This is a genomic window from Lachnospiraceae bacterium oral taxon 500 (assembly GCA_002999035.1).
Classification (GTDB): domain Bacteria; phylum Bacillota; class Clostridia; order Lachnospirales; family Vallitaleaceae; genus W11650.
Genome location: CP027241.1, coordinates 556,279 through 579,818 on the forward strand (window position 1 = coordinate 556,279; position 23,540 = coordinate 579,818).

Here is a 23,540-nt window from a genome sequence, read left to right on the forward strand (position 1 = left end):
ATTACCATCTGCCTAATGTTTCCCTCCGTCGTGATTTTTCACCTTCTCCTGAAAATCGCGGCCGCGTTCCTCAAAATTGCGGTAAAAGGTGTAGCTGGCCGCCGCCGGAGAAAGGGCGCATGCCCGGCCCGCTTCTGTTACCGCAAAGGCCAGCTCAACCGCTTCAGCCATATCCGCCGCCCGGTATTTGTCCCGGTGACAAAGCCCGGCCAATAACTTATGCCCGGTCGCCGGCAGGCAGATCAGTTTTAAATCCTGATGCCGATTCAGTTCCCGCACAAAATCATCATAGCCAATCCCGCGGTCATAACCGCCCAAAATCAAGGTTTGCAGCCTTGGAATACTGCCAATTGCCGCCAGTGCGGCCGCCGGAATCGTGGAAATGGAATCATCATAAAAATCAATTCCGGCAAAGCGGCCCACATATTCCAGCCGATGTTCCAAACCGGCAAAATCGCCAATTACCCGAAACAGCAAATCCAGCCTTAGCTGCGTCAGCCCGAAGAACTCTTCGGCCACCGCCAGCGTAACCAGCGCATTGATTAAGTTATGCCGGCCTAACAGCCGGCGGGAAAAGTCCGCGCTGCCCAAAACTGTTTCCGAACCGACACCAGCCACCGGCCACCGGCCAGCCGCATTTATTGAGCCGCTTGTCTGTTCCGTTTCCCGGCCGCACCCGCCACCGGCTCCGGCTTTTTCCAGCGTCGGTGCCTCGTTATCCATCTGTTCCGGCACTGACCGCAATACAATTTGATTCCCTTTCAGAAAAACTCCGCTGTCGTTTAAGCTGTTATTTTCCCAGCAGCCAAAGGTCTGATGGCGGCAGCTTTTCCATAAACCGGCATAGCTTTTCAGCTTATTATTGTCACAGCCGTACAAAAACAGGCTATCCGGGCCGCTGTAACGGCCGATATTCAATTTAGCCTGAATATATTCCTCATAATCCGTATAATTATCCAAATGCTCCTCAAATAAATTGAGCACCACTCCGACCCGCAGAGGATAACGCAAAAACTGGGTCTGATGCGAGGACATTTCATAGACATACAGCCGCTCCGGCTCATCCTCCAGCAGCAGCTCCAAGGCCGGCTTACCGATATTGCCGACCAGCAGCGCATCCTGCCCAAGCGCCTTCAGCCCGGCATAAACCAAAGAAGAAGTGGTGCTTTTGCCCTTGGTACCGGTAATGCCGATTACCCGGCTGCCGACCTGCGCGGCAAACTCATTGGTCTGCGACGTGATTTTTTCGGCCGGTACGCCTTGCAGCTGGTAACCGGGCAGACCCGGTGTTTTAAAAATCATATCATAATTTGCCAAATCCTGCAAATACTGCGTACCTGTTAAGAAACTAACATTTGTATCAAAACCAGCTTTTTCTTCCTGCCAAAAAACCGAATCCTGCGGGTCAATCACCGCTTCATCCATCAGCCAAAAATGCTGCTCCGGCAGCAAGCGCCGCAGAAAATGATAACTGGTCTTGCCCTCCCGGCCAAAACCCAAAATCAATATTTTTTTGTTTTCATAGCGCTGCCTTAAGTTCTGACGCAAACGCTCCTGATGATTTGACATTTTTTCTCCTTTTGTTAACTTACTTACTCAACTTTCCATATTCCGTAAAACTAAAATGTCTTTTTAGGCAGACTCCCCGCCCGGGCAGAAAGCGAAGCTTTCGATCAGGGGGTAGGTCGCCCACCCGGGCAGACCGCTCGCCTGAACAGAAATGCACAGCATTTCGCTTAGTGGCTCATTGCTTCCAGAAAGGCTGCGCCTTTCGGCGATGGGCGGGAACGATAAACAAATTGTGATGCCGTCGGCCGGAAAAGTCAGGCAAATTGCGATGCCGTTGGCCGAAAGTGAAGTTCATGCAGCCGCTCTACCCGCCCGCGAAACTGTTCCGGCAGGCAGTCGCCAGCTTCATAGTTTTCATCCGGTTTTGCCGGCGGCAAATCGGCTTTTAAAAACAACTCAACCAGCGCCGGCGTATCTGCTCCGCCAATGGAATAACCATAGCGGGATGCTGCCTTTGCCAGTGCATAGCGCACCTCCCAAATCGTACCGACACATTCAAAGGGCTTGGTCTCCGCCAGCCCCAAAAGTTCGCGCAGCACCGGCCAAAGTTCCTCATCCGCCAGCAAGTCCCGGCCGAAGATTTGCTTTAGCTTTTCCCGCTCCAAATAGGGGCTTAAAATAATATACACAAATAAGCACTTCGGGCAATGGCCGCACCAGACATTGGTTTTCTTGCCCCGATTGCAGCTCCGGAACACCGAATGATAGGCCGGGTATCCGGCAAAGGCCTGACCGATTTCAATTTCATATAAGGGACGCAGCAGGCTGAAATACTTAATTCCCGGCATAATCCCCTTAAAATAAGCCGTAAAATCCCGTTCAAACTCAACTGTTTTGGAATACTGATGATTAAACATTGTCCCCGGCACCGACGGCTCATTGGCTGATTTTTCATTCGATAACGCAATATAGCGCTTATGCGTTAAGGCCGCTCCCAAAGCGGCAATAAAAGCCAAAATAGCCGAAAAAGGCACATGCCCGTTTAAGTAGCCCTCACTATTTAAACGTAAAAGCTGCGGATCCAGCCGCCGCTCCGCCTGTAAATAACGGTCATAACCGGCAATGGCAATACAGTCATACGCTGCCTGCGGAGCGCTCATGACAAAAGGCAGATTATCCGCCGCCTCCGGCCGGAGAAGCTCTAAGCTGACCACCGAGTCCTTACCGCCGCCGACCGGAATCAATGTGCCGCATAAGTCCTGGCCGCTGACCGGCGGCAAAGGCTGGCTGCCGCTACTGACAATTTCCAGCCAGTTTTCCGGTGTTACTGCCGGCGTTAGCCGGTGAATACCATTGATATAAATAAACTCGCCTAATCCGTTATAATACAGCTTTTGCCAAAAAGCTGCCGCTTCCGGCCGCAGCCGGCCGCAGGCAATCCGCAGCCGCGGCGGACACGCCAGCTTCCAATAATTAATTGTTTCTGCCAGCCCGATTTGAAAAATCAGATTTTCCAGCTCCTTTAGCCGTTCTGCCGCCAGCGGCAGTGGCACAGCCTTTCCCCCTTCCATCAGCTGATAACGAATCGAATGGACAAAGGCTATGCTGCCCCCGTCCGCCGCTGTCAGCCGATAATGAAAGGAAAGCTCCAGCCCTTCCGGCTGAAGCCGACTGGTATAACTTTCATAACAAAGCTCGGTATATTTCCGGCGTAAAACAGTAAACTCCATTGGTTTCCTTTCTGAATATCTCACATAGGTGACACTTCCGGCAAGTCATTTCCAAGCCGCTTCCGGCGCATTCACCGGCATGCGTTAAGCACACCAGTATTTCGCCCTGCCAAACTATAACTCACATCCTCAACTTTCCTATGTTCTGCAAAACTATAACAGTCTTTTTTAGGTCGGTCACCCACCCGGGTAGAAAGCGGAGCATTCGACCAGGTAGGTCGCCCACCCGGGCAGAAACGCAAAGCGTTTCGACCAGGGGCAGACCGCCCAGGTATCAGAGAAAAGTTGAGTTACATATTTTTCAAGTCACACAGCAGCCAGTTGTCTTTAAAGGTGACAATCATCGTCCCGCAGTATTGACAAATACCGGCTGACTGCACCAGATGCGGCGCACCGCAGTTGGGGCAATTAACACTTTCCTTTTTTTCCTGCTTTTCCCTTTCCTTGGAAAACTCCAAATGATACACCTGCTTACGACTGTCAGTCATATTGCCGGACAGGAGCGTACCGTTCATATTGGTCTTGTAGCGGCAGATACTGGCTCTGACCTCAACCGTCAAATGCCCTTTCTTTTGCTGCCGGGCCTGCAAAATCTTCGCCCCCAAATACTCATGAATCTTATACACATCCCGGACATTATTCTTTTTATTGGTTTGAATCACCGCGTTATGCCGCTGAAACAGCAAATCCGTCTCAAACGACTTCAGCAGCCGGTTATCATTTTCACTCATCGCCTGGCAATACTTGCGGAAAGCGTCCTCCACCCGGCGCAGAAAATCATCCCAGTCAAAGTCCTGATCCAGTTTTTTGACTTCTTCTTTGATATCGTACTCCTTAAAGTCCATACCGCCGTCCTCGGCCATCTCCTGCCGCAGCGCCTTGCTCGCCATCCGCATCAGAAAGCCGAAAGCGCTGTTTCGGATTCGCCGACGGATATAGGATCCCCCGATCCAAATGGCCAAAATAACTATGATTGCCGTTAAAAGCTCCGGCGCTATATATACTCCAAAAATTTCCATCTTTTCTCTCCCGCTGCTGTCTGCTATCTTCCTGTTCGCGGCGCTTTGACCTGCGGGCTAAGGCTGGTCTTTGCCCCTCTCCTCATCGCCGCTTCCTGCTGCCTGGTTTTCCGCTGTTTCTCCGCCGGCTTCCGTTAGCGACCCGCCGTTAATTTTTATCAACCTCACGCCGCCATTTCCGGCCGCTGATTTTCCAAAGTAGATTAGCCGCTTTCACCGGCTTTCAGTCTCCGCGCCCAAATCATGCTCCCGCAAATACTCCTCAACCATCGCCCGCTCCGCCGCGGTCAGTTCCGCTCTGGCAAGTAAGTCGGGACGCTTGCGGGCCGTCCGCAAAATGGCACTTTGCCTTTGAAATTCCTTGATTTTGGCGTGATGCCCCGACAGCAAAACCTCCGGTACCTTGCGCCCCTCAAAATCAGCCGGCCGGGTATACTGCGGATATTCCAGCAAGCTTTTTTCAAAGCTTTCCTCGCCGGCCGATTCCTGATTGGACAGCACACCCTCCACATAGCGGCTGACCGCATCAATCACCACCATCACCGCCAATTCTCCGCCGGTCAGGACATAATCGCCAATTGACAATTCCTCCGTTACCCATTCTTCCAGCACTCTTTCGTCGACACCTTCATAATGTCCGCACAAAAAAACCAGTTCTTCCTCGGCCGCCAATTCCTTCACGATTTCCTGATTTAAGGTCCGGCCCTGCGGCGACATATAAATCAGCCTTTTTAAGTCGACACCCTTGCTTTGCAAATCCCGGCAGGCCCGGAAAATCGGCGGCGCCTGCATCAGCATTCCGGCTCCGCCGCCAAAGGGGTAATCATCCACCTGATGATACTTATTGTCAGCGTAATCTCGGATATTGACGGTATTGAGCGTAATCAGCCCCTTATCCATCGCCCGCTTTAAAATGCTGTCGGACAGCCCTTTTTCAATTTGCTCAGGAAATAAAGTCAGCACATGAAACTTCATCGCATGCCCTCCAGTAAATGGACTTTAACCACCTTTCGGTCGGTATCAACCTCCAGCACGCAGTCGGGAATGACCGGAATCAAAATCTCGCTGCCGTCCTCGGCGGTGACTTCATAAACGTCATTGGCACCGGTTTCAATCACTTCGGTCAACTTCCCTAAATATTCGCCTTCATCGGTAAAAACCGCCGCACCGATAATTTCAAAAATATAATATTCATCTTCCGCCAACTCTAAGGCCTGGCTGCGGGGAATCTGCAAAAATGCGCCGCGAAAGGCCTGAGCCGCATTGATATCGCCGATTTCTTTAAACTCCATTAAAAAGCCCTCTTTAAAGGACTGAACTGTTTTCACCGTCAGCACCTTTTGCCCGCCGCCGGCCAGTTCCGCCATAACCTGCGTCAAATCATAAAACCGGTCGCTGTCCTCCGTCATCGGCAAAACCTTAACCGCACCTTTTAAGCCATGTGTCGTTGTAATCTTGCCGATTACCACGGTATCGTTACTGAGCCGCATATTGTTATCCTCTTTCTGCGTCAATACCAAGGAGCAGCGCCGCCTTTGCTCAAGCCGTTGGGATGTCCTTCACAACTTTTATTTGACGCCATCTACCTACTTCTTATCAAGCATTAATTGTACTACATTTTTAGCGTTTTGGCAAATATAAGTCAGGGTAAATCAGAAAAAATCGGCTGCCAAAAACTGTGCTTCCGTTCGCCAAAATCACAATCGGCAGAAACTCGGATTGACAAAAGGTTACAGATATAGTATCGTAAAAATGTAATGACATCGGACAAGAAATAATGACCCGCATAGTAAGGTTATGGAGGTATTCTATGAAATTAGCCAATCTGGTCGGAGAACGCTTTAAGGAACGGCCATCAGACTGTGTGATTGACAGCCATACTTATGCAATTAAAGGCGGATATATAAAATATGTTGCCACCGGTATATACTCGCTGTACCCGCCAATGAGAAGAATTACGGCCAAAATCGAAAATATCATCCGACAGGAGATGGATCATCTTGGCTGCCAGGAAGTTCTGTTTCCGGTAGTGCTGCCCGCGGGATTGTGGGAAGAATCAGGCCGTGCCAGCAGTGTCGGAGAGGAACTGCTTCGCTTTAAGGATCGGAATAACACGTCATTGGTACTGGGAATGACACATGAAGAGGCAGCCGTCCAGTTAGTTCGCGAATATGGACAGTCCTATGCAAAATACCCATTCGCGATATATCAAATTCAAACGAAGTTCCGGGATGAAGCCAGACCGCGCGCCGGTCTAATCCGCGTTCGCGAGTTTACAATGAAAGACGCTTATTCCTTTCATACTTCAACGGAAGATTTGGAGCAATATTATCATCAAATGGCCAAAGCCTATGAACGTATTTTTGCCAAAGTCGGGATTCCGGAGGTTATTTCTGTCAGATCGGATTCCGGTATGATTGGCGGCAGTGTGTCGCATGAGTACATGCTTTTAACCGAGGCTGGGGAAGATTCCATTGTGCTGTGTGAGGATTGCGGTTATCGGGCTAATATTGAGGCGGCGGCTGTCACTGTCGATAACAGCGCCTGCACCGCGGCAACAAATCTGACCAAGGTTCATACGCCAAATTGCAAGACAATTGAAGAGGTTTGTACCTTCTTAAATTGTAAAGTAGAAGAGTCTTGCAAAGCCGTGATCTATCAAAAAAATATATCCGATGACTATGTTATTGTTTTTTTACGCGGCGATTATGAAGTTAACGAAACAAAATTAACCAATTTATTGGGTGAAAAACTTCATCCGGCAGTCATTACAGAAGATTGCGGCTTAATTGCCGGTTTTTGCGGGCCATACGAACAAACCGGCAAGTGGCAGATGATATATGATAAATCATTAGACGGAATTGAAGCCCTCTGTGCGGGCGCTAATCAAATTGACTATCATTATATCGGCCTTAATCTTAAACGCGATATCGGCGATGTCGAATATGCGGATGTTTCCAAAATAAAGAACGGCGGAATTTGTCCCCGCTGCGGCCGGCAGAAAATCCAAATACGCCGGGGCATTGAGGTTGGAAATATTTTTCAATTAGGCACTAAATACACCCAATCTATGGGGATGACCTATACCGATGAAACCGGAGCAACGCAGGTACCGGTCATGGGATGCTACGGAACCGGTATCGGCCGGTTAGCAGCTTCCGTCTGCGAAGCTAAGCATGATGATTATGGTCCGATTTGGCCGATTTCAATTGCTCCCTGGCAAGTACATATCTGTTGTATGCGGGCAGATAAGGCTGAATGTCTCGAAATTTCGGAACATATCTATAAGCAGCTGCAGGCAGCCGGGATCGAAGTTCTTTTTGATGACAGGAAAGTCAGTGCCGGCGCAATGTTGGCTGATGCGGATTTATTAGGCGTGCCGATTCGGATCATTGTCGGCCCCAAAAACGCGGTTCAGCGGGAAGCCGAAATCGTTTCCCGTGACAAGCGGTTTGCAGTCAAAGTCAGCGTTGATAACATCTTGGCGGAAACTCAAAAATTGATCCACACCCTTTGGGATGAGATTAACCGCCACGTGCTTTGAGCAGCATGAAAACGGAAAGCCAATCAAGGCGCGCCACAAATGGAGCCGATCACAATAGCTCAACTAGTACTGGGCTGCATAGGGCGCGATAAGGAGTAAAAAATGACGGACAGCACAAAAACCTATATCCAAACCGTAACCATCCCGGACATCCCATGGCACCGGCTGACGACAACTTACGGCCGAGCCACGGATTTTCCCAAATACCTAAAGACTTTGGGGCAAATGGAGAATAGGGAGGCAATTCAAGCGGCGGGCGAGGAAATTGCCCTAAACATCGAACACCAGTCAACTTTGTGTCATGCCACGCCGTTTGCTCTGATTTTTCTGGGCCGGACGTTTGCCCAGGCGATAGAGCAAAAAGAGCAAAGCGAAACGGCGCGTTATCTGGCCGAGGAGCTACTGGAGCTGTTTATGGAGATCGCCGAAGCACTTCTGATGGCGGAGGAATTGACGCACGCTGAGCCGCTGCCTAATTTTGCCGATCTGCTGAAGGAAGAATATCTATGGTCAGAAGAATATGATGAAGAGGCCGATGAACTGCGGTACGAAGAAGAGGACGTTTTTCCGGCTGACCTTTTTTACAGCTTTTATTATTATTCTCGTCAGGTGCTTCTGCTCTGCCGGCCATGGCTGCGCCAGCTCGGCAGCGAGGCGGTACAGGCTCTGGCGGAAAAGCTGAAGGATTGATCTGGCGGAGATGGGCGAATACCGTTGAGCTATCCGCAAATTTAAAAAGCGCCGGAAATCAAACCTCCGGCACTTTTCATTTTTATTAACCATATCCATGGCTTTGGGGGCCTTATCCTCCTCAAAAAGCAGAGTATCAGCTTCCCCTTCACAACTATTTAGCTTACATTCCCATTTGCTTGGCAACTTCATCGGCAAAGTTTTCCTGCTTCTTCTCCAGGCCTTCGCCGGTTTCAAAGCGGACAAAACTCTTAACCTTAATCGGCGAGCCCAGTTCCTTGGACATTTTCTCCAAATAAGCAGCTACCGTCAAATCGCCGTCCTTAACGAACGCCTGATCCATCAAGCAGATTTCACGGAGTTCCTTTGCCAAGCGGCCTTTGACCATTTGCTCAAGGATGTTTTCCGGCTTGCCCGGGTTTTCATTACGCGCCTGATTCTTTAGGACTTCCATTTCGTTATTGATATATTCCTGATCAACTTCTTCGCGGGAAACATAACGCGGGCTTAAAGCTGCTACCTGCATCGCCACGTCCTTTAAGACGGTAATGACTTTGCCGTTAGCGCCGTCGGCTTCGGCATTAACCAATACGCCAATCTTGCCGTTCATATGGTCGTAGGCAGCAATCGCCCCGGCCGATGGAACTCTCTCAAAACGGCGGATTTTCAGGTTTTCCCCAATCGTCGCAATCTTGGAAGCCAGTACCTGCTCAACCGTCCGGCTGTTGTCTTTCAGCCACGGCTCCGCTAATAAGCTCTCTACATCTTGGGCGGAAGACGCTAAAATCTGATCAGCCACTTCCTCAACAAAGCCTCTGAATTCGGCATTCTTTGCCACAAAGTCAGTTTCCGAGTTGACTTCCACGGCAACTGCCGTTTTCCAGTCTGCCGCAAGTTTTACGAAAACAATGCCTTCTGCCGCAATCCGGCCGGCTTTTTTAGCCGCTTTGGCCATACCGTTTTCTCTTAAATAATCAACTGCTTTATCCATATCGCCGTCGGTTTCGGTTAAAGCCTTTTTGCAATCCATCATACCGGCGCCGGTCATTTCTCTGAGCTCTTTTACCATTTGCGCTGTTACAGCCATTTTCTTCCTCCTTCTTGCTTATTCTTATTCGTCAATCTTTTCCTGTTCTTCTGCTACCGGAGAATAATCAGCGGTATCGGTCAGCTGGACGCCCTGTTTTGCTTCTAAAACGGCATCTGCTACCATTCCGGCTAATAACTTAACCGCCCGAATCGCATCGTCGTTACCCGGGATAACATAATCCACTTCCTCCGGATCGCAGTTGGTATCAACTACGGCCACAATCGGAATCCCCAACAAATGCGCTTCCCGCACGGCAATTTCTTCATTTTTCGGGTCAATCACAAACATAACGGCCGGCAGGTTTTCCATTTCCTTAATTCCGCCGAGATTCATTTCCAATTTTTCCATTTCTGCCCGCAGTCCCATGACTTCCTTCTTCGGCAGCAACTGGAATGTGCCGTTTGCTTCCATTTCTTCCAATTCGTACAAACGTTTGATTCTTTCTTTGATCGTCTTGTGGTTGGTCAGCATGCCGCCCAGCCAGCGATTGCTGACGTAGTACATGCCGCAGCGCTCGGCTTCTGTTTTGATTGCTTCCTGTGCCTGCTTCTTGGTGCCGACAAAAAGCACATCACCGCCTCTGGCCACAATGTCTTTGACCACATCATACGCCTTGTCGATTAAAACCGAGGTCTTTTGCAGGTCAATAATATAAATCCCGTTTCTTTCGGTGTAGATGTATTCCTTCATCTTAGGATTCCATCTGCGGGTTTGGTGTCCGAAATGAACACCGGCTTCTAACAGTTGTTTCATTGAAATTACACTCATGTTTTTTCCTCCGTTTGGTTTTTTAATACATTCTTCCATATTCTTCCACTCTCCGCGCGACCTGACGGCACCGGCGCGAAAATCCGAATATGTGCTTTGTCCAACCGCCATTTTAACACAGGGGGAAAACTTTTTCAAGTAAATTTTTTGAATTTACGCTTAACAGTCATTTTTTGAATTTATGCTCGCCGGAATCTGAAAAGTGCATGATGTCAAACAGGATTGAAAAAGCCCCTTTTTCGGGGCTTATAACTCAATTCTTTGGCGACATGATCATTTATACTTACCGGTGATTTTTTGGGATTTATTCTTCATTCCCTGCCGGTTGAGCATTTACTGGCAGTTGAGCATCCGCTGCCGGCTCCTCTAAGGCATTTCCGCCGGTGCTGCGGACTAATTGATACACCAAATAAAGGGTCGGCACTATCATAACCAGCGCCACTTTTTCCCAGATTCCGACCATATATTGATACGGGGAAGCGGAAATCCAATCTCTGACCGCCGCTATGCTGTTGATGGTGATATGCATAATAATCGGCCACCATAAGTTTCTGGTTTTCAGATAAATAACTCCGGCAATTAAGCCCATGATAAAGGTATAAACGCTTTGAACAAAAGACATATGTGCAATCCCGAACAGGAATGCGGATACAAACAATGCCATCCGGCCGGAGCCGATTTTTTCCAGTGTCCGGAAGATAAGTCCCCGAAAAATCAGTTCCTCCAAGATAGGGGCAAGGATTCCGCCTGCCAATATTGCAAAAAACATCATTTCCGCCGTATAGCTCATGCCGGAAGAAGCTTCCAGCCCTTTCAGGCTTCGGCCTATAAAATCTATCTTCACCAATACATTCCGCACAAAAGCGACCCATAAAAACGACATTCCGCCAAAGCCGATTCCGGCTGCCAGACTCAATGCCGTTCCTTTGTTAGCACTCCAATTTACTGCCGGCTGCGGATGAACCTTGTTTAATTTCCGATATAAAATATACGCCGGAATAATCATCAAAATCGATTTAACGGTATCAAACCGGTTGATATCTTCCGTTTCGACAAACCAACTCAGCCACGGGGCATGTGTCGCATCAAACGCTTTTATCATCGCCATCAGCAGCAGGTTGGTAAATACCAAAACACTGACTGTATACACCAAAACCAAAAAAATATTTAACGCCAATTCTCTTTTTTTCATTTTCATCTCTTTCCTTTGTGCTTTAATTAAACTGCCGCGCAGAAAAATCACATTTTTTATCTGCGCTGTATGAATGTATCATAGCACTTCATGGATAAAGATATTGTTAAGAGTACCGGCAAATTGTATTTTTTATTCCTCTTTCTTCCGGCCGAAAAGCCCCGGCAGCGACAGCTTAATTCCGTCGTTTTTTTCCAGCAAGCTGTCACCGACTTCTTTACCGACCACCTCCGCCGCTTCTTTCCAAAAAAGATTGATTACCCGGCGAAACTCTCTTTTCTGCCCATCGCTCAGATCCGTCATCACCTTTAAAAACTCGGCTGCGTCCTTCCACTTCATATTGACTAAGTCTGTCACGGTTTCAATCTTAGCCGCCGCCAAGACATCAAACAGTGTATCCACAAATCGCTTGCGTTCGCTTTCGTCCGTTTTTTCCAGCCACTGCTTAACCGTCAGTTCAACCATATCGCTCCCCGCATCCAGCTCTTTGGCATATTCAAAGGAATTTCCCTTAACCTGCCAGGTAAAAGCATCATGCTGCCACAGTCCGATCGCATCCGCTTTCACCACCCGATATTCTTCCGAATGTTCCATCAGCCGGCCAATGACCGAGGATTCCGGCAGATAGGTCCGCACCTTTTTCATGGTTTGACTGTATTTGGGGTGCTTGGTAATTGCCTCCCGAAAACCGGGCCCGTCATAATTATCGACCGACAATATCTTATCGGCAATTTCTCCGCCGATATGCATGGCGGCGTAAACCGCTAAGTTCCCGCCCTTGGAATGGCCCCCCAGCCGCAGTTTAAAGTTTGTCCACTCAAAAATCCGTTCCAGATAATTGACAGCTTCCAGCTGCGCCGGCACCTGATCCATATAGGACATATTTAAGTTTTCCCGCCAGCCGACCATGGTCGCGTCCGTTCCCCGGTAAATCACATAAATACTGCCATCCGGAATCCAAGTCGTCATCGCCGCAAACTGTTCCTGCTTCTCTTCATCAATCCGGTTGATGTAATTAGCAAAAATCAGCCCGGAAAAACGGCGGCTTTCCTTCAGCAGGCCAAACAGCCGGGCCGGATTGCGGACAATGCCTATCTTTTCCGCCGTCTCTTTCGGCGGATATTTGAGCCAATATTTTTCTATCAGTTTAGCCATAGAGACCGAACTTTTTTCATTCCAGGCCGGAACCACTCCGCCCAAATCCAAATACCCCAACTGCGTCAGAATCAGGCCGTCAACTTCGTTAAACGAATCCTGCTCAAAGCTGAGGTCGCCCCGCCATTTAATATAATCTTCAATATTTGCCATAATGCTGCTCCTAATGTATGCATCCTGACTTTACCGCCTGTTTCGGCTTTGCTCCTGACGTCTATCTGCGCCGCTTTTTCGGTAAAGTCGCCAAATCAAACGAAACGGCGAGAGCTGCCAAATCCCCCGCCGTCGCACACACGTTTCTGTCAAAACACTCTTGTCTGTTTTCTTGTTTTTATTTAGTGACAACCGTCCAGTTGCCGTTTTCATCACATTCCGCCAAAACTTCATTGATGATATCCTCGCCGATGGTAAAGAAGCGGCGAATATTTTCCAGCGTCTGCTCGGCGATATTGGTCAGCGCTTCCCTGGTAAAGAAAGCCTGATGCGAGGTAACCAGCACATTGTTTAAAGACAACAGCCGGGCCAGCACATCATCGGTAATAATCGAATCCGAACAATCCTCAAAGAAATACTCACTTTCTTCTTCATACACATCCAGCCCCGCCGCGATCACCTTTCGAGTTTTCAGTGCCTCCACCAAATCCTCTGAATTAATAAGACCGCCGCGCGAAGTATTGATAATCATCACGCCGTCCTTCATCTTGGCAATGCTCTCCTTATTTATCATATGATAGCTTTCATCCGTCAAGGGGCAATGCAGGGAAATAATATCCGACTTGCAGAACAACTGGTCTAAATCAGTATATTCCACATTCAGCTTCGGGTTCGGGTACTTATCATATGCCAGCACCTTCATACCGAAACCCTTGACAATATCAATAAAGGCCTGTCCGATCCGGCCGGTACCGATAATGCCGGCAGTCTTGCCCCGCAGGTCAAAGCCCATCAGACCGTTGATGCTGAAGTTGTTTTCTCTCGTCCGGTTGTACGCCCGATGCGTTTGCCGGTTCAGGGTCAAAATCATGGCCATGGCGTGTTCGGCAATGGCATAAGGACTGTACGCCGGCACCCTGACAATATGAATCTTGCCGCTGGCCGTCCGGAAATCAACATTATTATAGCCGGCCGCTCTCATGGCAATCAGAGTAATGCCGTTGGCGACCAGCGCTTCAATCGTTTTGGTTCCCAAATCATCGTTGACAAAGGCACAAACCACGTCAAAGCCCTTGGCCAGAGGCGCGGTTTCTTCATTTAACTTATACTCAAAAAACTTAATCTTATAATTGTATTTTTCATTCAGCTCCGTAAAAAAGCGGACATCATAGGGCTTGGCATCAAACAGCGCAATCTTTAAATGCTCATTGGTCGTTTCCAATAACTCTCTTTTCTTTTCCATTTATTTTCCTTCCTATTACAATACTGTTTATAATACTGTTGCTGTTTCCGGTCTCCTGTTTTGCCCAACCTGATTCCTTACCGTTTTTGCTTTTCCGGCTTTTCGTTGCCTGCCGTGCACCCAAATAAACATCACTTTCCGCCTGCCCGCTGCTCAGCTAATTTACCTGGCCGCGCTCATCTGCCAGCAGATTGCCGCTGTCAGCCGCCGCCGTTGCCAGCTGGTCGCAGCGCTCGTTCTGCGGGTGCCCGTTATGCCCCCGCACCCATCTGTACTCAACTTTGTGCTCCTGCATCAGTTGGAGCAGCCGCTTCCATAAATCCTGATTTTTGACTTCTTCGTTTTTGCCCCTAATCCAGTTGTTTTTTTGCCAGGCCGCCACCCAGCCCTGGCCAAAAGCGTCAACAATATACTTGGAATCGGAAAAAACGGTCACCTCGCAGCCGGTTTTTAGCTCCTCCAAGCCTTTAATCACCGCCAAAAGCTCCATCCGGTTATTGGTCGTCTGCCGGTAACCAGCCGACAGTTCCCGCCGGTGGAGCTGGCCGCCGGCATCGACATATTCTAAAATACTGCCGTAGCCGCCGTTGCCGGGATTGCCCCGACAGGCTCCGTCGGTATATAATGTTATTTTTTTCATCCTTCGTCCTTTTCCGTCATTTCAATCCGGTTGCGAATCCGCTCCATCCGCTCGTCCAGTGCCGTAATGATATCGGCACATTCCCGCAGTTCCTCGGAAATCTCATCGGCATTCGGTAAATCTTTTTTGTAATGCAGTTTATGATCCAGGCTTGCCCAAAAGTCCATAGCAATCGTCCGAAACTGCACTTCTACCTTGATATTTTTCTTACCGGTGGATAAAAAAATCGGAATCTCCATGATCAGATGCAGGCTCCGATAGCCGTTCGGCTTGGGATGAACGATGTAGTCCTTTTTCATCAACAGCCGAACGTCGTCCTGCTGGATCAAAAGATTGGCCAGACTATAAATGTCGTCAATAAAAGAACAGATAATTCGGATTCCCGCCACGTCAAATAAGTTTTCCTCAATGCTTTCCAGCGTTGTCGGAAAGCCCTTGCGCCGCAGTTTTTCCATAATACTGAGCGGCTGCTTGACCCGGGTTTTAATCGACTCAAATGGATTTCGATTGTGCTGAATCGAAAATTCCTCATTTAATATCTTCAGCTTTGTTTCCATTTCCAGTAATGCCGATTCGTATTGAAGCATTAAGTTCATAAACGGCCCCGCCTGCTCCCATAAAACCTGCGGATCCTGTAAATTAGCGACATCGGCTAAACTAAATTTCTCCATTTTCTCTTTCCTCTCCGGCATGGTCTTTCTTCTTATTTAAGAGTAATGAAATCTGACCGCAACCGACCATAGGCATAAAAATGATTTGCCCAATACGGATCGGACAGCGGAGTAATCTGCACCTGATTGCCGGCAGCATGAATGATTTGACCGTTTCCGATATAAATAGCAGAATGGGTGACCGTTGCTCTGGTTGAATAAGTACGGGTAAAAAAGACCAGATCCCCGACCTTTAAATCTGCCGCCGCAACCGGCTCACACAACGCAAACAGCGACTGTGAAGAACCTCTGGTATAAGAAGCCGTCCCCGAAGTGGTCAGCACCCAATGGACAAAACCGGAACAGTCAAAAGCATTCGGCCCGGCCGCTCCGCCGACATACGGCATTCCCAAACGGGACTTAGCCAGTTCCAGCAAGGAAGTCTGGTGACTCGTCCAATCCTGCTGCTGCGCCTGCTCCGCCAAATATTTTAAAAACTCCTCGACAAACTTGGCTTCTGACACCATCCGTTCCGGCAGCTTAATCTTCTGCAATATTCTGTCATTTTTTTGATAAATAAACAGCGAAGAAGTTTCCGGCAGCCATTGATAGGGAATATCCAACGCTGTCAGCACCTCGGCAATCGGAACAGCAACGCCGCTGCCCGGGACAACATCCGGCGAGATATCGGCCGCCGTTTCGCCCTTATAGTAAATCTTATTTTCCGGCAGAGAAATACGCAGCGTATTGCCTCGCCACATCAAAATCGCCGAAAAATCCTGTAAGTTCCAGGTAATCGGCAAACCACATGCTTCTTCCATCAGTGACAACGGCACATAGGTTCGGCCGTCACGAATGTACGGCCCCCAAGCTGCTGTTCTCACTTCTCCGTCCGCCAGATATTCCGTTTCATCAACCGCCAGATAAAGGCTGTTAATGGGGCTGTCTACTGCCAATTCTTTTCTGATTTCCGCATTCCGGGAAAGATGTTCTTTGGTCATCGCCTGCACCGGAGATGCACTGCCCAAGGCCAGCACCGCCGCCGCTATCATCAAATATTTTTTCAAAACTGCCTCCGCTCTCTCTTCATCCAAATTATTATCGCGATCCGATTAGAGCACAATTCAGTGAAATTGCACTGTTTTTTAACCATATCCTTATTTATTATATCAAAAAAGCCGGATAAATCAAGTTAAAGTTTTTTTGGTTTTTTTTAAAGTATTTTATACTCCTTCTTTTAATTGGCTCTTTCTTTCCACTCCAGGAATTCCTCAAAGCTTCCGGTATAATCAATACATCTGCTTTCTCCCGGCATCGGCAGCTCAATGATACGATTGGCAATGGTATCGATCAATTGATGATCATGAGTGCATAGCAGGACATTCCCCTTAAACGCCTCCAAGCCGTCGGTCAGCGCGGCAATGCTTTCCAAATCAAGATGATTGGTCGGCTGATCCAGAAGTACCACATTGGCACTGCTCATCATCATTCGGCTGAACATACAGCGTACTTTTTCACCTCCCGAAAGAACTTTTACCGGCTTAAAGACTTCATCGCCCGAGAAAATCATCCTGCCCAAAAAGCCACGCAAATAGGTTTCCGTCGGCTCCGGCGCATATTGGCGAATCCATTCCAAGATATTGAAGTCACAGTTTTCAAAATATTCGGTATTATCTTTGGGAAAATAGCTCTGGCTGGTGGAAACACCCCATTTAAAGCTTCCTTCATCCGCCTCAAGCTCACCTGCCAAGATTTGCATCAGTACAGTTTGCCCAAGCTCATTATCTCCGACAAAGGCAATCTTATCTCCCTTTGCCATGGTGAAGCTGACATTATCCAAAACCTTTACTCCGTGGACGGTCTTACTGATACTATCCACAGTCAAAATATCTTTTCCTGCTTCTCTTTCCGGCGTAAACTGAATAAATGGATATCTGCGGCTGGATGCCGGCATATCTTCTACCTGAATCGAGTCCAAAATCTTTTTTCTGCTGGTTGCTTGTTTGGACTTGGAACGATTGGCAGAAAAGCGCTGAATAAAGGCTTGCAGCTCTTTAATCACTTCTTCTCTCTTTTTCGCCTGATTGCGCAGCAGTTGCTGCATCAATCGGGAAGATTCATACCAAAAATCGTAGTTACCGGCATACATCTTGACTTGACCGTAATCAATATCGACAATATGGGTACAAACCGCATTTAAAAAGTGGCGATCATGGCTGACTACAATTACCGTACCGGCATAGTCCATCAGAAAGTTTTCCAGCCAAGCAATGCTGTTTAAGTCCAGTCCATTGGTCGGCTCGTCGAGTAAAATAACACTGGGATTACCAAAAAGCGCCTTTGCCAAAAGAACTTTTACTTTTTGTTTTCCGGTCAACTCGGACATATAGCTATGGTAGTCCACATCGGTCAATCCCAATCCCCGAAGCAATGCCGCCGCTTCATCTTCCGCTTCCCAGCCGCCCATTTCCGAAAACTTTTCTTCCAGTTCCGCCACTTTTTCTCCATCTTCCGTAGAAAAATCTTCTTTGCTGTAAAGCCTTTCTTTTTCTTTTATGATTTCGTACATTTGCGGATTGCCCATTAAGACGGTTTCCATAATCGGCTTGTCATCATATTTGAAATGATCCTGCTCCAATACGCTCAAACGGCAGCCTTGCTTTAAAGAAACTGTACCGGTGGTTGGCTCCATTGCGCCATACAATACTTTCAACAGCGTCGATTTTCCTGACCCGTTGGCTCCGATAATTCCATAGCAATTGCCCTCTGTAAACTTTAAATCAACCTCTTTATAAAGTGTTGTTCCGGCAAACTGCAAACTCACATCTGTAACTTGTAACATTCTTTTCCTCCTAATTGTGTCCTAAACGGCATTCCATTCTTTTCTCCTTCAGTGAAAGGAAAGCCTGCATGTGATTATATCAGAGCTTGAATTTTTGTCAATAAAAGAATCGTCCAAAGACTGTGGTATCAGCAAAAAAGAGCTGCTAAAAACAGCAGCTCTGGCACTCCCAAAATATGACAGGCTTATCTTTAAATGCCCCTAAACACACTTTATAAATTAAATTCAACAATTTCACCTAACTTCGGATTATATCCGGTCACTGCCTGAATCATCATGCTATGACCGACCACAATGACCTTATCATATTGGCTGTATTTTTCCAGGACTTTACACACCCGCTCTGCCATTAACTGTCGGCTTTCCCAGTTCCTGTCCTGACCGGGCGGATAATCACCATTTAAACTAAAATATTCGGCACAGGCCAACTCCGCTCTGCTGTCTTCTTCATACATGTAATTCTTATTGGCCAGCCATTCATGCAAATCGGTTTCTACTTCCAATTTCACATTTAATTTTCTGGATAAAATCGCCGCTGATTGCAAAGCTCTGGTATATGGTGAACTAATAATCAAATCGGCATCCTGCAGGCGTTCATCCTTGGCGGTTTGTTTTATTTGCTTTTTCCCTTTCTCAGCCAAAGAGGCTAAATTAACCCCATAACCCTGATATATTTTTTGATTATGTTCCGAATAATCAGTTTTACCATGACGCACAAAATAAAACACAACTCCTCCTTATATCAACCGCAATCTCAGGTGTATAAAACCCCATTGAAATCCAGCATTTTTACTCATAGACGACTCTACCACATATGATTGCCGTAAATAATATCATAACTCTGCGTAGCGTGGTTAAAACTCCCAACTTTGGTGCCATCCTGATTGATAAAAAACAAATATGAAATATGGTCATCATCCCCAACTTTAACCCCAATAGAATATGCTTTGTCATGAATTTCCTCAAAGAACACCATATCCCCTGCCAGAAAAGTCAGCTTTTCCTTGTCAAAATCCAGAAATTCCAGCTTTTTGACAATATCTTCCGTTTCCTGGGCAGCATTTTTGGCGGTTATTTTTTTCTTGGGATAATTCGACGCCGGATTTTGATAAATCAACTTTCCTGTCTCCACATCATAAATACTTTGGGTCGCTTTCTCAATATCAAAACAGCCTAAATATTCTTGAGTTTGTTCATGGAAAAGCATAATTCTGGCACAGCCTTCCGGTTCTTCGCCTTCCGAATAAGGCGGATTATCAAAATCCCAGTTTTCCAAATCATATTTCCAGGTATAATCCCATTTGGATTCAATATAGCCCGCTTCTGCCAGCCCGCTTAATAAAAATTCAAGATTGGTATATCCATCATAGGCATCCGGCACATACCAAATCACCTGATCATTCGGTATACGATAAATGCCATTGGGGCCGGCCGTAAAAAATACCATGCCTGTTTTTAAATTAATATAAAAACAGGCCACGGATGCCCATTCCTTATTGTCAATAAATGTCTGCTGCGCTTCTGCATCTGGAAACAGCAAATATGTCATATACGGTCCCGGATAACGCTCCCGCACTATATTTACGCCATGATCAAATCCCATGTCATGCATAGCTTTGCGATACAAATCATCATCCGTAACCAAAAACAAATACTGATCCGGAAATTCTCCAACCGGTGCGCTTATATCCAATTCCAATCCTTTTCTCTTTAACAGCATATCATATTTCCAGTATTCTTCCAGTATAATCTCTCGGCACTCCTTATCCGTTAACAATACATTTTTCTCTTTTGGCAATGGCTTTTGATCGATGTTATCTTCCTGTTTCTGGGTTTTATTTTTATTGTTCCAGACTTTGACTTTTGAGGAATCTTGTTTTTTGTCTTTTTTCGAAGTTTTTTCCGATTCTTTTTCGGTATCGGCTTTCTCTACCTTATCTTCTTCCTTGTTTTCCTTGTCTTTTGACTCTGTCTCAGCTTCCGCCTTTTTATCCCCGAAAAAATTAAGGTTCAAACCGGAGCACGCTGATAAACTAATGGTCAAAAAAAACAGCACGAACAAAACTCTCCCTTTCCCTCCCACTCTACTTTGATTGTTTTTTTTCATAATTCTCCCTCCCTTAAAAAGTTCATAGTCACCCCTATTGTTTTAACAAACTAATCCCTGATTAAATTACTCCTTCGGATATATCACATTAACTTCTTTTTCTTGCAAAAAGGTCATCCATTCTTCACTTGGTTTTTTTTCTGTAACCAAATAATCAATATGAGAAAAATCATCAATATGAATTAAGGATATTTTATTAAATTTAGTACTGTCAACCAACAAATACACCGTTTCCGAATTTTCCATGACTTTTCTTCTTAGTTGTGCAATTGATACATTGGAATCGGTAATCCCTTTTTCGATAGAAACGGAACTGCATGAAATAAATGCTTTATTAAAATGATATTTATCTAGTGTTTCAAGGCAAATGTTATCATTGGTGCATTTATTTTTATTATCAATCAGCCCCCCCAGCAATACGGTACTGACATTACTATACGTTAAAAACTTATATGCTACCATAATCGCATTTGTTACTACAGTCATTGAAATATCTTTTATAACATCAATCATAGTGAATACGGTGGAAGAATTATCTAAAAAAATGGAGTCTTTCTCTTCAAACACATCCTTAATCAACTTTGCCATATCTTCTTTTTCGCGCAATGTCAGTTTTTGTCTAACCGAAAAATCAACATTAATTGTTGGTAACGCCTTTTCATTAAGTTTGGCCCCGCTATAAAACATAGTAATTATTCCGGCTTTCTCCAATTCCTTAAAGTCACGCCTAACGGTTTGCTCAGAAACGTCAAGCTCTTCCGCCATTTTTTTTATAGTCAAAGTTTTATTTTGGAGAAATTTGTTGTAAATCTCACTTTTTCTATCAATTGATAACATCTTTTTCTCCCTTATCTTCGCTCTGCTTATTTTATTTATAAATGCAATCAAGAAAACCAAAGCGAAATGCTCTGATTTTCTTGTGCATGAAAGAGATTTTTATTTTTCCAATAATTCTTTTATGTACTTTTCTATTTTACCACTTTTTGCGTTATTATAAAACAATTTTTTAAATTCTTTATAATTAATCAAACCATACAATCTTTCTTGATCCAGCCGCCGAATCACTTCTTCAATCGGATACTGAGCCGGTCTTTTCGTCCACTCCATCATTTTAATTCTACTTTTTCTTTCTGCCTCAGCATATTCATCTGGATAGCCTTTACCAAACGGCTGCTCAAACAGCGCTCTAAATACATACCGTAAATTGACCTCTGCCCCCCAACCATAATACTGCGCAAATGGGATAGAGATGGCATTTCCGGCATTCACCTGACTAAACAAATATGCATCAAGCGGAGTATTGACATATCCACAAACCAAATTAGAAAAAGCATTGCATGAAATCATTGCGCCTTGCCCTGTACCGCAACCGGTTACTATAAAATCCGCCGCCTGACTTTCCATCAAGATAGAGGCAATGACTCCAATCTGAGTAAAATTAATTTCATGTTCATCCTTTTCCGAAAACATGCCATAATTATCAACCTCATGTCCTCTTGGTTCCGCTTCTGATGCCAAAATCTCATAAATCAAACTATTTTTCCCAGCCTGCGAATCTTCATTAATCAGAGCAACTCTCATGGTATTCCTCCTTTAGAAAATTCCAACTGCTGCACCCAAAATACCGAATAATATGATGAAAGCCAGTATATAGACTACTTTCACATCTTTCTTTAACATCCGATAAATTAAAGCAGTAAGGCACAGCGGCAATAAGTTGGGAACAATGCCATTTAACGTCTCTTGAAAGCTCATCTGATCATATGCCACTTTTATTGGCACAGATACATTGGTAGCAACCATTGCTCCTATTACCATCAATCCCAAAATTCCTGCTCCCTTAAAGATTTTATCCATAATACCGGATTCTTCCACCTTTGATAAAAATCCGGTACCCAACCGATAACCTTCAAACATCAGAAAATAACGCGATAAGAAATTAGGGATATTAAACAGCAGTAAATACAAAAACGGTCCAAATATATATCCTTTTAATGCCAGCGAACATCCAAGACCGGCGGCAATTACCCGTATTGTTCCAAAAAACAAGGAATCTCCAATTGCTGATAACGGCCCCATAAGTCCTACCTTCACTGCATTAATCGAATCTGTATCAAAGTTTTCATCATTGGCATTTTGCTCTTCCATAGCAGAAGTAATGCCAAATAATACCGTACAAATGAAAGGTGTAATGTTATTAAATTCCAGATGCCTTTGTAAGGCTTTTTTCATTTTTTCCTTATCATCTCCATATAGTTTACGGAGTACCGGCATCAAAGAAAAAGCCCAGCCAAGATTTAATTGTCTTTCATAGTTAAACGAAGAATTATATGCAATCGAACGATAAAATACAGATTTTAATTCCTTGTTTGTTAATTTTTTATCTCTTACGGCAACAGCGCTATTTGTATTAGAATTCATTATCATCTGCACCTCCTACATATTTCATCTTATCTTTTCCGTCTTTGATTATAACCAAAATCGCTATACAAATGGCAATGCAAGCAATTCCCAACACCGGAATATTAAGATATCCGGCAATTAAAAAACCTATGAAAAAATAGGGTGCCAATTCTTTACTGATAATCATCTTTATTAACATTGCAAAACCTAATGCCGGCAGCATGCCTGACGCTGCTGATAATCCAGCCATAATAAACCGAGGAACCTTATCCAGAATCGCCTGAACGACCGGACCGCCAACATAAAAACAAATTCCAACTACAATCGCCATCGGTACACAGTACGCAAGTGTTGACCAAACATGCATTGCTGCTACTTTTTTATCGTCTCCTTTTAAGGCATATGCATCAGCCCGATGCACAAAATACCCGCGAACAAAGGTATAAATTAATTGTTTGATTAACAGTGCAAATGTTGCAATTGGAAGCGATAACGCAACTGCGCCCTCAATTCCGGCTCCTGTGGTAATCGCAAAGGCCGTGCCCAAAATGCCTCCGGTATAAATATCCGGCGGAAAAGCACCACCTATTGTTAATGTTCCCATATAAACCAATTCCAGACTTGCTCCAATCAGCAATCCTTGCTTTACATCTCCAAGCGCCCATCCTACCAGCAAACCGGTAAAAATAGGACGGTCATACTGTGAATATCCCAACGCGTCACCCATATAAGCAAAAAATGCTATTAACGCTATCATTACCGCTGCTCCTACCATGTTACTATCTCCTTTCCAATTACATTATGC

General features: G+C 45.9%; 22 protein-coding genes. 2 read left to right on the forward strand and 20 right to left on the reverse strand.

The window, feature by feature from the left end; all coding sequences use genetic code 11:
* Positions 1 to 12: 12 nt before the first annotated feature.
* The 5 genes from C3V36_02640 to C3V36_02660 all read right to left on the reverse strand — a co-directional run bounded on the left by C3V36_02640 (position 13) and on the right by C3V36_02660 (position 5,778).
* Positions 13 to 1,569, reverse strand: coding sequence for a hypothetical protein (locus C3V36_02640; GenBank protein AVM68246.1), 1,557 nt, complete (start codon positions 1,567 to 1,569; stop codon positions 13 to 15).
* A 254-nt stretch (positions 1,570 to 1,823) separates the two neighbouring features.
* Entirely contained in the window at positions 1,824 to 3,239 is a 1,416-nt protein-coding gene (locus tag C3V36_02645; GenBank protein ID AVM68247.1) for a hypothetical protein, read from the reverse strand.
* 290 nt (positions 3,240 to 3,529) lie between these two features.
* Positions 3,530 to 4,258 (reverse strand): hypothetical protein, encoded by a 729-nt coding sequence (locus C3V36_02650; protein AVM68248.1) that lies wholly within the window; start codon positions 4,256 to 4,258, stop codon positions 3,530 to 3,532.
* Positions 4,259 to 4,471: 213 nt separating this feature from the next.
* Positions 4,472 to 5,233, reverse strand: a complete 762-nt coding sequence (locus C3V36_02655) for a tRNA (guanosine(37)-N1)-methyltransferase TrmD (GenBank protein ID AVM68249.1) — start codon at positions 5,231 to 5,233, stop codon at positions 4,472 to 4,474.
* A complete protein-coding gene (locus C3V36_02660) occupies positions 5,230 to 5,778 on the reverse strand; it encodes a 16S rRNA processing protein RimM (GenBank protein AVM68250.1) in 549 nt (182 codons plus the stop codon). Before C3V36_02660 ends, C3V36_02655 begins: the two co-directional genes overlap by 4 nt.
* A gap of 290 nt (positions 5,779 to 6,068) precedes the next feature.
* Here C3V36_02660 and C3V36_02665 point away from each other — a divergent pair, with 290 nt between their 5' ends.
* Together C3V36_02665 and C3V36_02670 are read left to right on the forward strand one after the other, a co-directional pair.
* Positions 6,069 to 7,802, forward strand: a complete 1,734-nt coding sequence (locus tag C3V36_02665; protein AVM68251.1) for a proline--tRNA ligase — start codon at positions 6,069 to 6,071, stop codon at positions 7,800 to 7,802.
* A 102-nt stretch (positions 7,803 to 7,904) separates the two neighbouring features.
* On the forward strand, positions 7,905 to 8,492 hold the full coding sequence (locus C3V36_02670; protein ID AVM68252.1) for a hypothetical protein: 588 nt from the start codon (positions 7,905 to 7,907) through the stop codon (positions 8,490 to 8,492).
* A 163-nt stretch (positions 8,493 to 8,655) separates the two neighbouring features.
* On the opposite strand, the gene C3V36_02675 is transcribed toward C3V36_02670, so the two are convergent.
* The 15 genes from C3V36_02675 to C3V36_02745 all read right to left on the reverse strand — a co-directional run bounded on the left by C3V36_02675 (position 8,656) and on the right by C3V36_02745 (position 23,510).
* The gene (locus C3V36_02675) at positions 8,656 to 9,579 is read right to left on the reverse strand and encodes an elongation factor Ts (protein ID AVM68253.1); all 924 of its coding nucleotides are present in this window, start codon (positions 9,577 to 9,579) and stop codon (positions 8,656 to 8,658) included.
* 24 nt (positions 9,580 to 9,603) lie between these two features.
* A complete protein-coding gene (gene rpsB / locus C3V36_02680; GenBank protein AVM70414.1) occupies positions 9,604 to 10,350 on the reverse strand; it encodes a 30S ribosomal protein S2 in 747 nt (248 codons plus the stop codon).
* 304 nt (positions 10,351 to 10,654) lie between these two features.
* Entirely contained in the window at positions 10,655 to 11,593 is a 939-nt protein-coding gene (locus C3V36_02685) for a hypothetical protein (protein AVM68254.1), read from the reverse strand.
* An 81-nt stretch (positions 11,594 to 11,674) separates the two neighbouring features.
* Positions 11,675 to 12,850: a hypothetical protein gene (locus tag C3V36_02690; protein ID AVM68255.1), complete on the reverse strand. Its 1,176-nt coding sequence runs from the start codon at positions 12,848 to 12,850 to the stop codon at positions 11,675 to 11,677.
* A 178-nt stretch (positions 12,851 to 13,028) separates the two neighbouring features.
* Positions 13,029 to 14,093 carry a hydroxyacid dehydrogenase gene (locus tag C3V36_02695; protein ID AVM68256.1) on the reverse strand — a complete coding sequence of 355 codons (1,065 nt, stop codon included), beginning with the start codon at positions 14,091 to 14,093 and terminating at the stop codon, positions 13,029 to 13,031.
* Between the two features lie 157 nt (positions 14,094 to 14,250).
* Entirely contained in the window at positions 14,251 to 14,733 is a 483-nt protein-coding gene (locus C3V36_02700; GenBank protein AVM68257.1) for a ribonuclease HI, read from the reverse strand.
* Positions 14,730 to 15,404 (reverse strand): GTP pyrophosphokinase, encoded by a 675-nt coding sequence (locus C3V36_02705; GenBank protein AVM68258.1) that lies wholly within the window; start codon positions 15,402 to 15,404, stop codon positions 14,730 to 14,732. Before C3V36_02705 ends, C3V36_02700 begins: the two co-directional genes overlap by 4 nt.
* 32 nt (positions 15,405 to 15,436) lie before the next feature.
* Complete coding sequence (locus C3V36_02710) at positions 15,437 to 16,450, reverse strand: hypothetical protein (protein ID AVM68259.1); 1,014 nt, start codon at positions 16,448 to 16,450, stop codon at positions 15,437 to 15,439.
* A 170-nt stretch (positions 16,451 to 16,620) separates the two neighbouring features.
* Entirely contained in the window at positions 16,621 to 18,225 is a 1,605-nt protein-coding gene (locus C3V36_02715) for an ABC transporter ATP-binding protein (GenBank protein ID AVM68260.1), read from the reverse strand.
* Positions 18,226 to 18,437: 212 nt separating this feature from the next.
* Positions 18,438 to 18,953, reverse strand: a complete 516-nt coding sequence (locus C3V36_02720) for a histidine phosphatase family protein (GenBank protein AVM68261.1) — start codon at positions 18,951 to 18,953, stop codon at positions 18,438 to 18,440.
* 77 nt (positions 18,954 to 19,030) lie between these two features.
* The gene (locus tag C3V36_02725; protein AVM68262.1) at positions 19,031 to 20,332 is read right to left on the reverse strand and encodes a hypothetical protein; all 1,302 of its coding nucleotides are present in this window, start codon (positions 20,330 to 20,332) and stop codon (positions 19,031 to 19,033) included.
* A 66-nt stretch (positions 20,333 to 20,398) separates the two neighbouring features.
* Complete coding sequence (locus C3V36_02730) at positions 20,399 to 21,169, reverse strand: hypothetical protein (protein AVM68263.1); 771 nt, start codon at positions 21,167 to 21,169, stop codon at positions 20,399 to 20,401.
* Positions 21,170 to 21,268: 99 nt separating this feature from the next.
* The gene (locus C3V36_02735; GenBank protein AVM68264.1) at positions 21,269 to 21,913 is read right to left on the reverse strand and encodes a hypothetical protein; all 645 of its coding nucleotides are present in this window, start codon (positions 21,911 to 21,913) and stop codon (positions 21,269 to 21,271) included.
* A gap of 12 nt (positions 21,914 to 21,925) precedes the next feature.
* Entirely contained in the window at positions 21,926 to 22,759 is an 834-nt protein-coding gene (locus C3V36_02740) for a PTS mannose transporter subunit IID (protein AVM68265.1), read from the reverse strand.
* Positions 22,743 to 23,510 carry a PTS sugar transporter subunit IIC gene (locus C3V36_02745; protein AVM68266.1) on the reverse strand — a complete coding sequence of 256 codons (768 nt, stop codon included), beginning with the start codon at positions 23,508 to 23,510 and terminating at the stop codon, positions 22,743 to 22,745. The genes C3V36_02740 and C3V36_02745 overlap by 17 nt, the downstream gene beginning before the upstream one ends.
* Positions 23,511 to 23,540 lie beyond the last annotated feature (30 nt).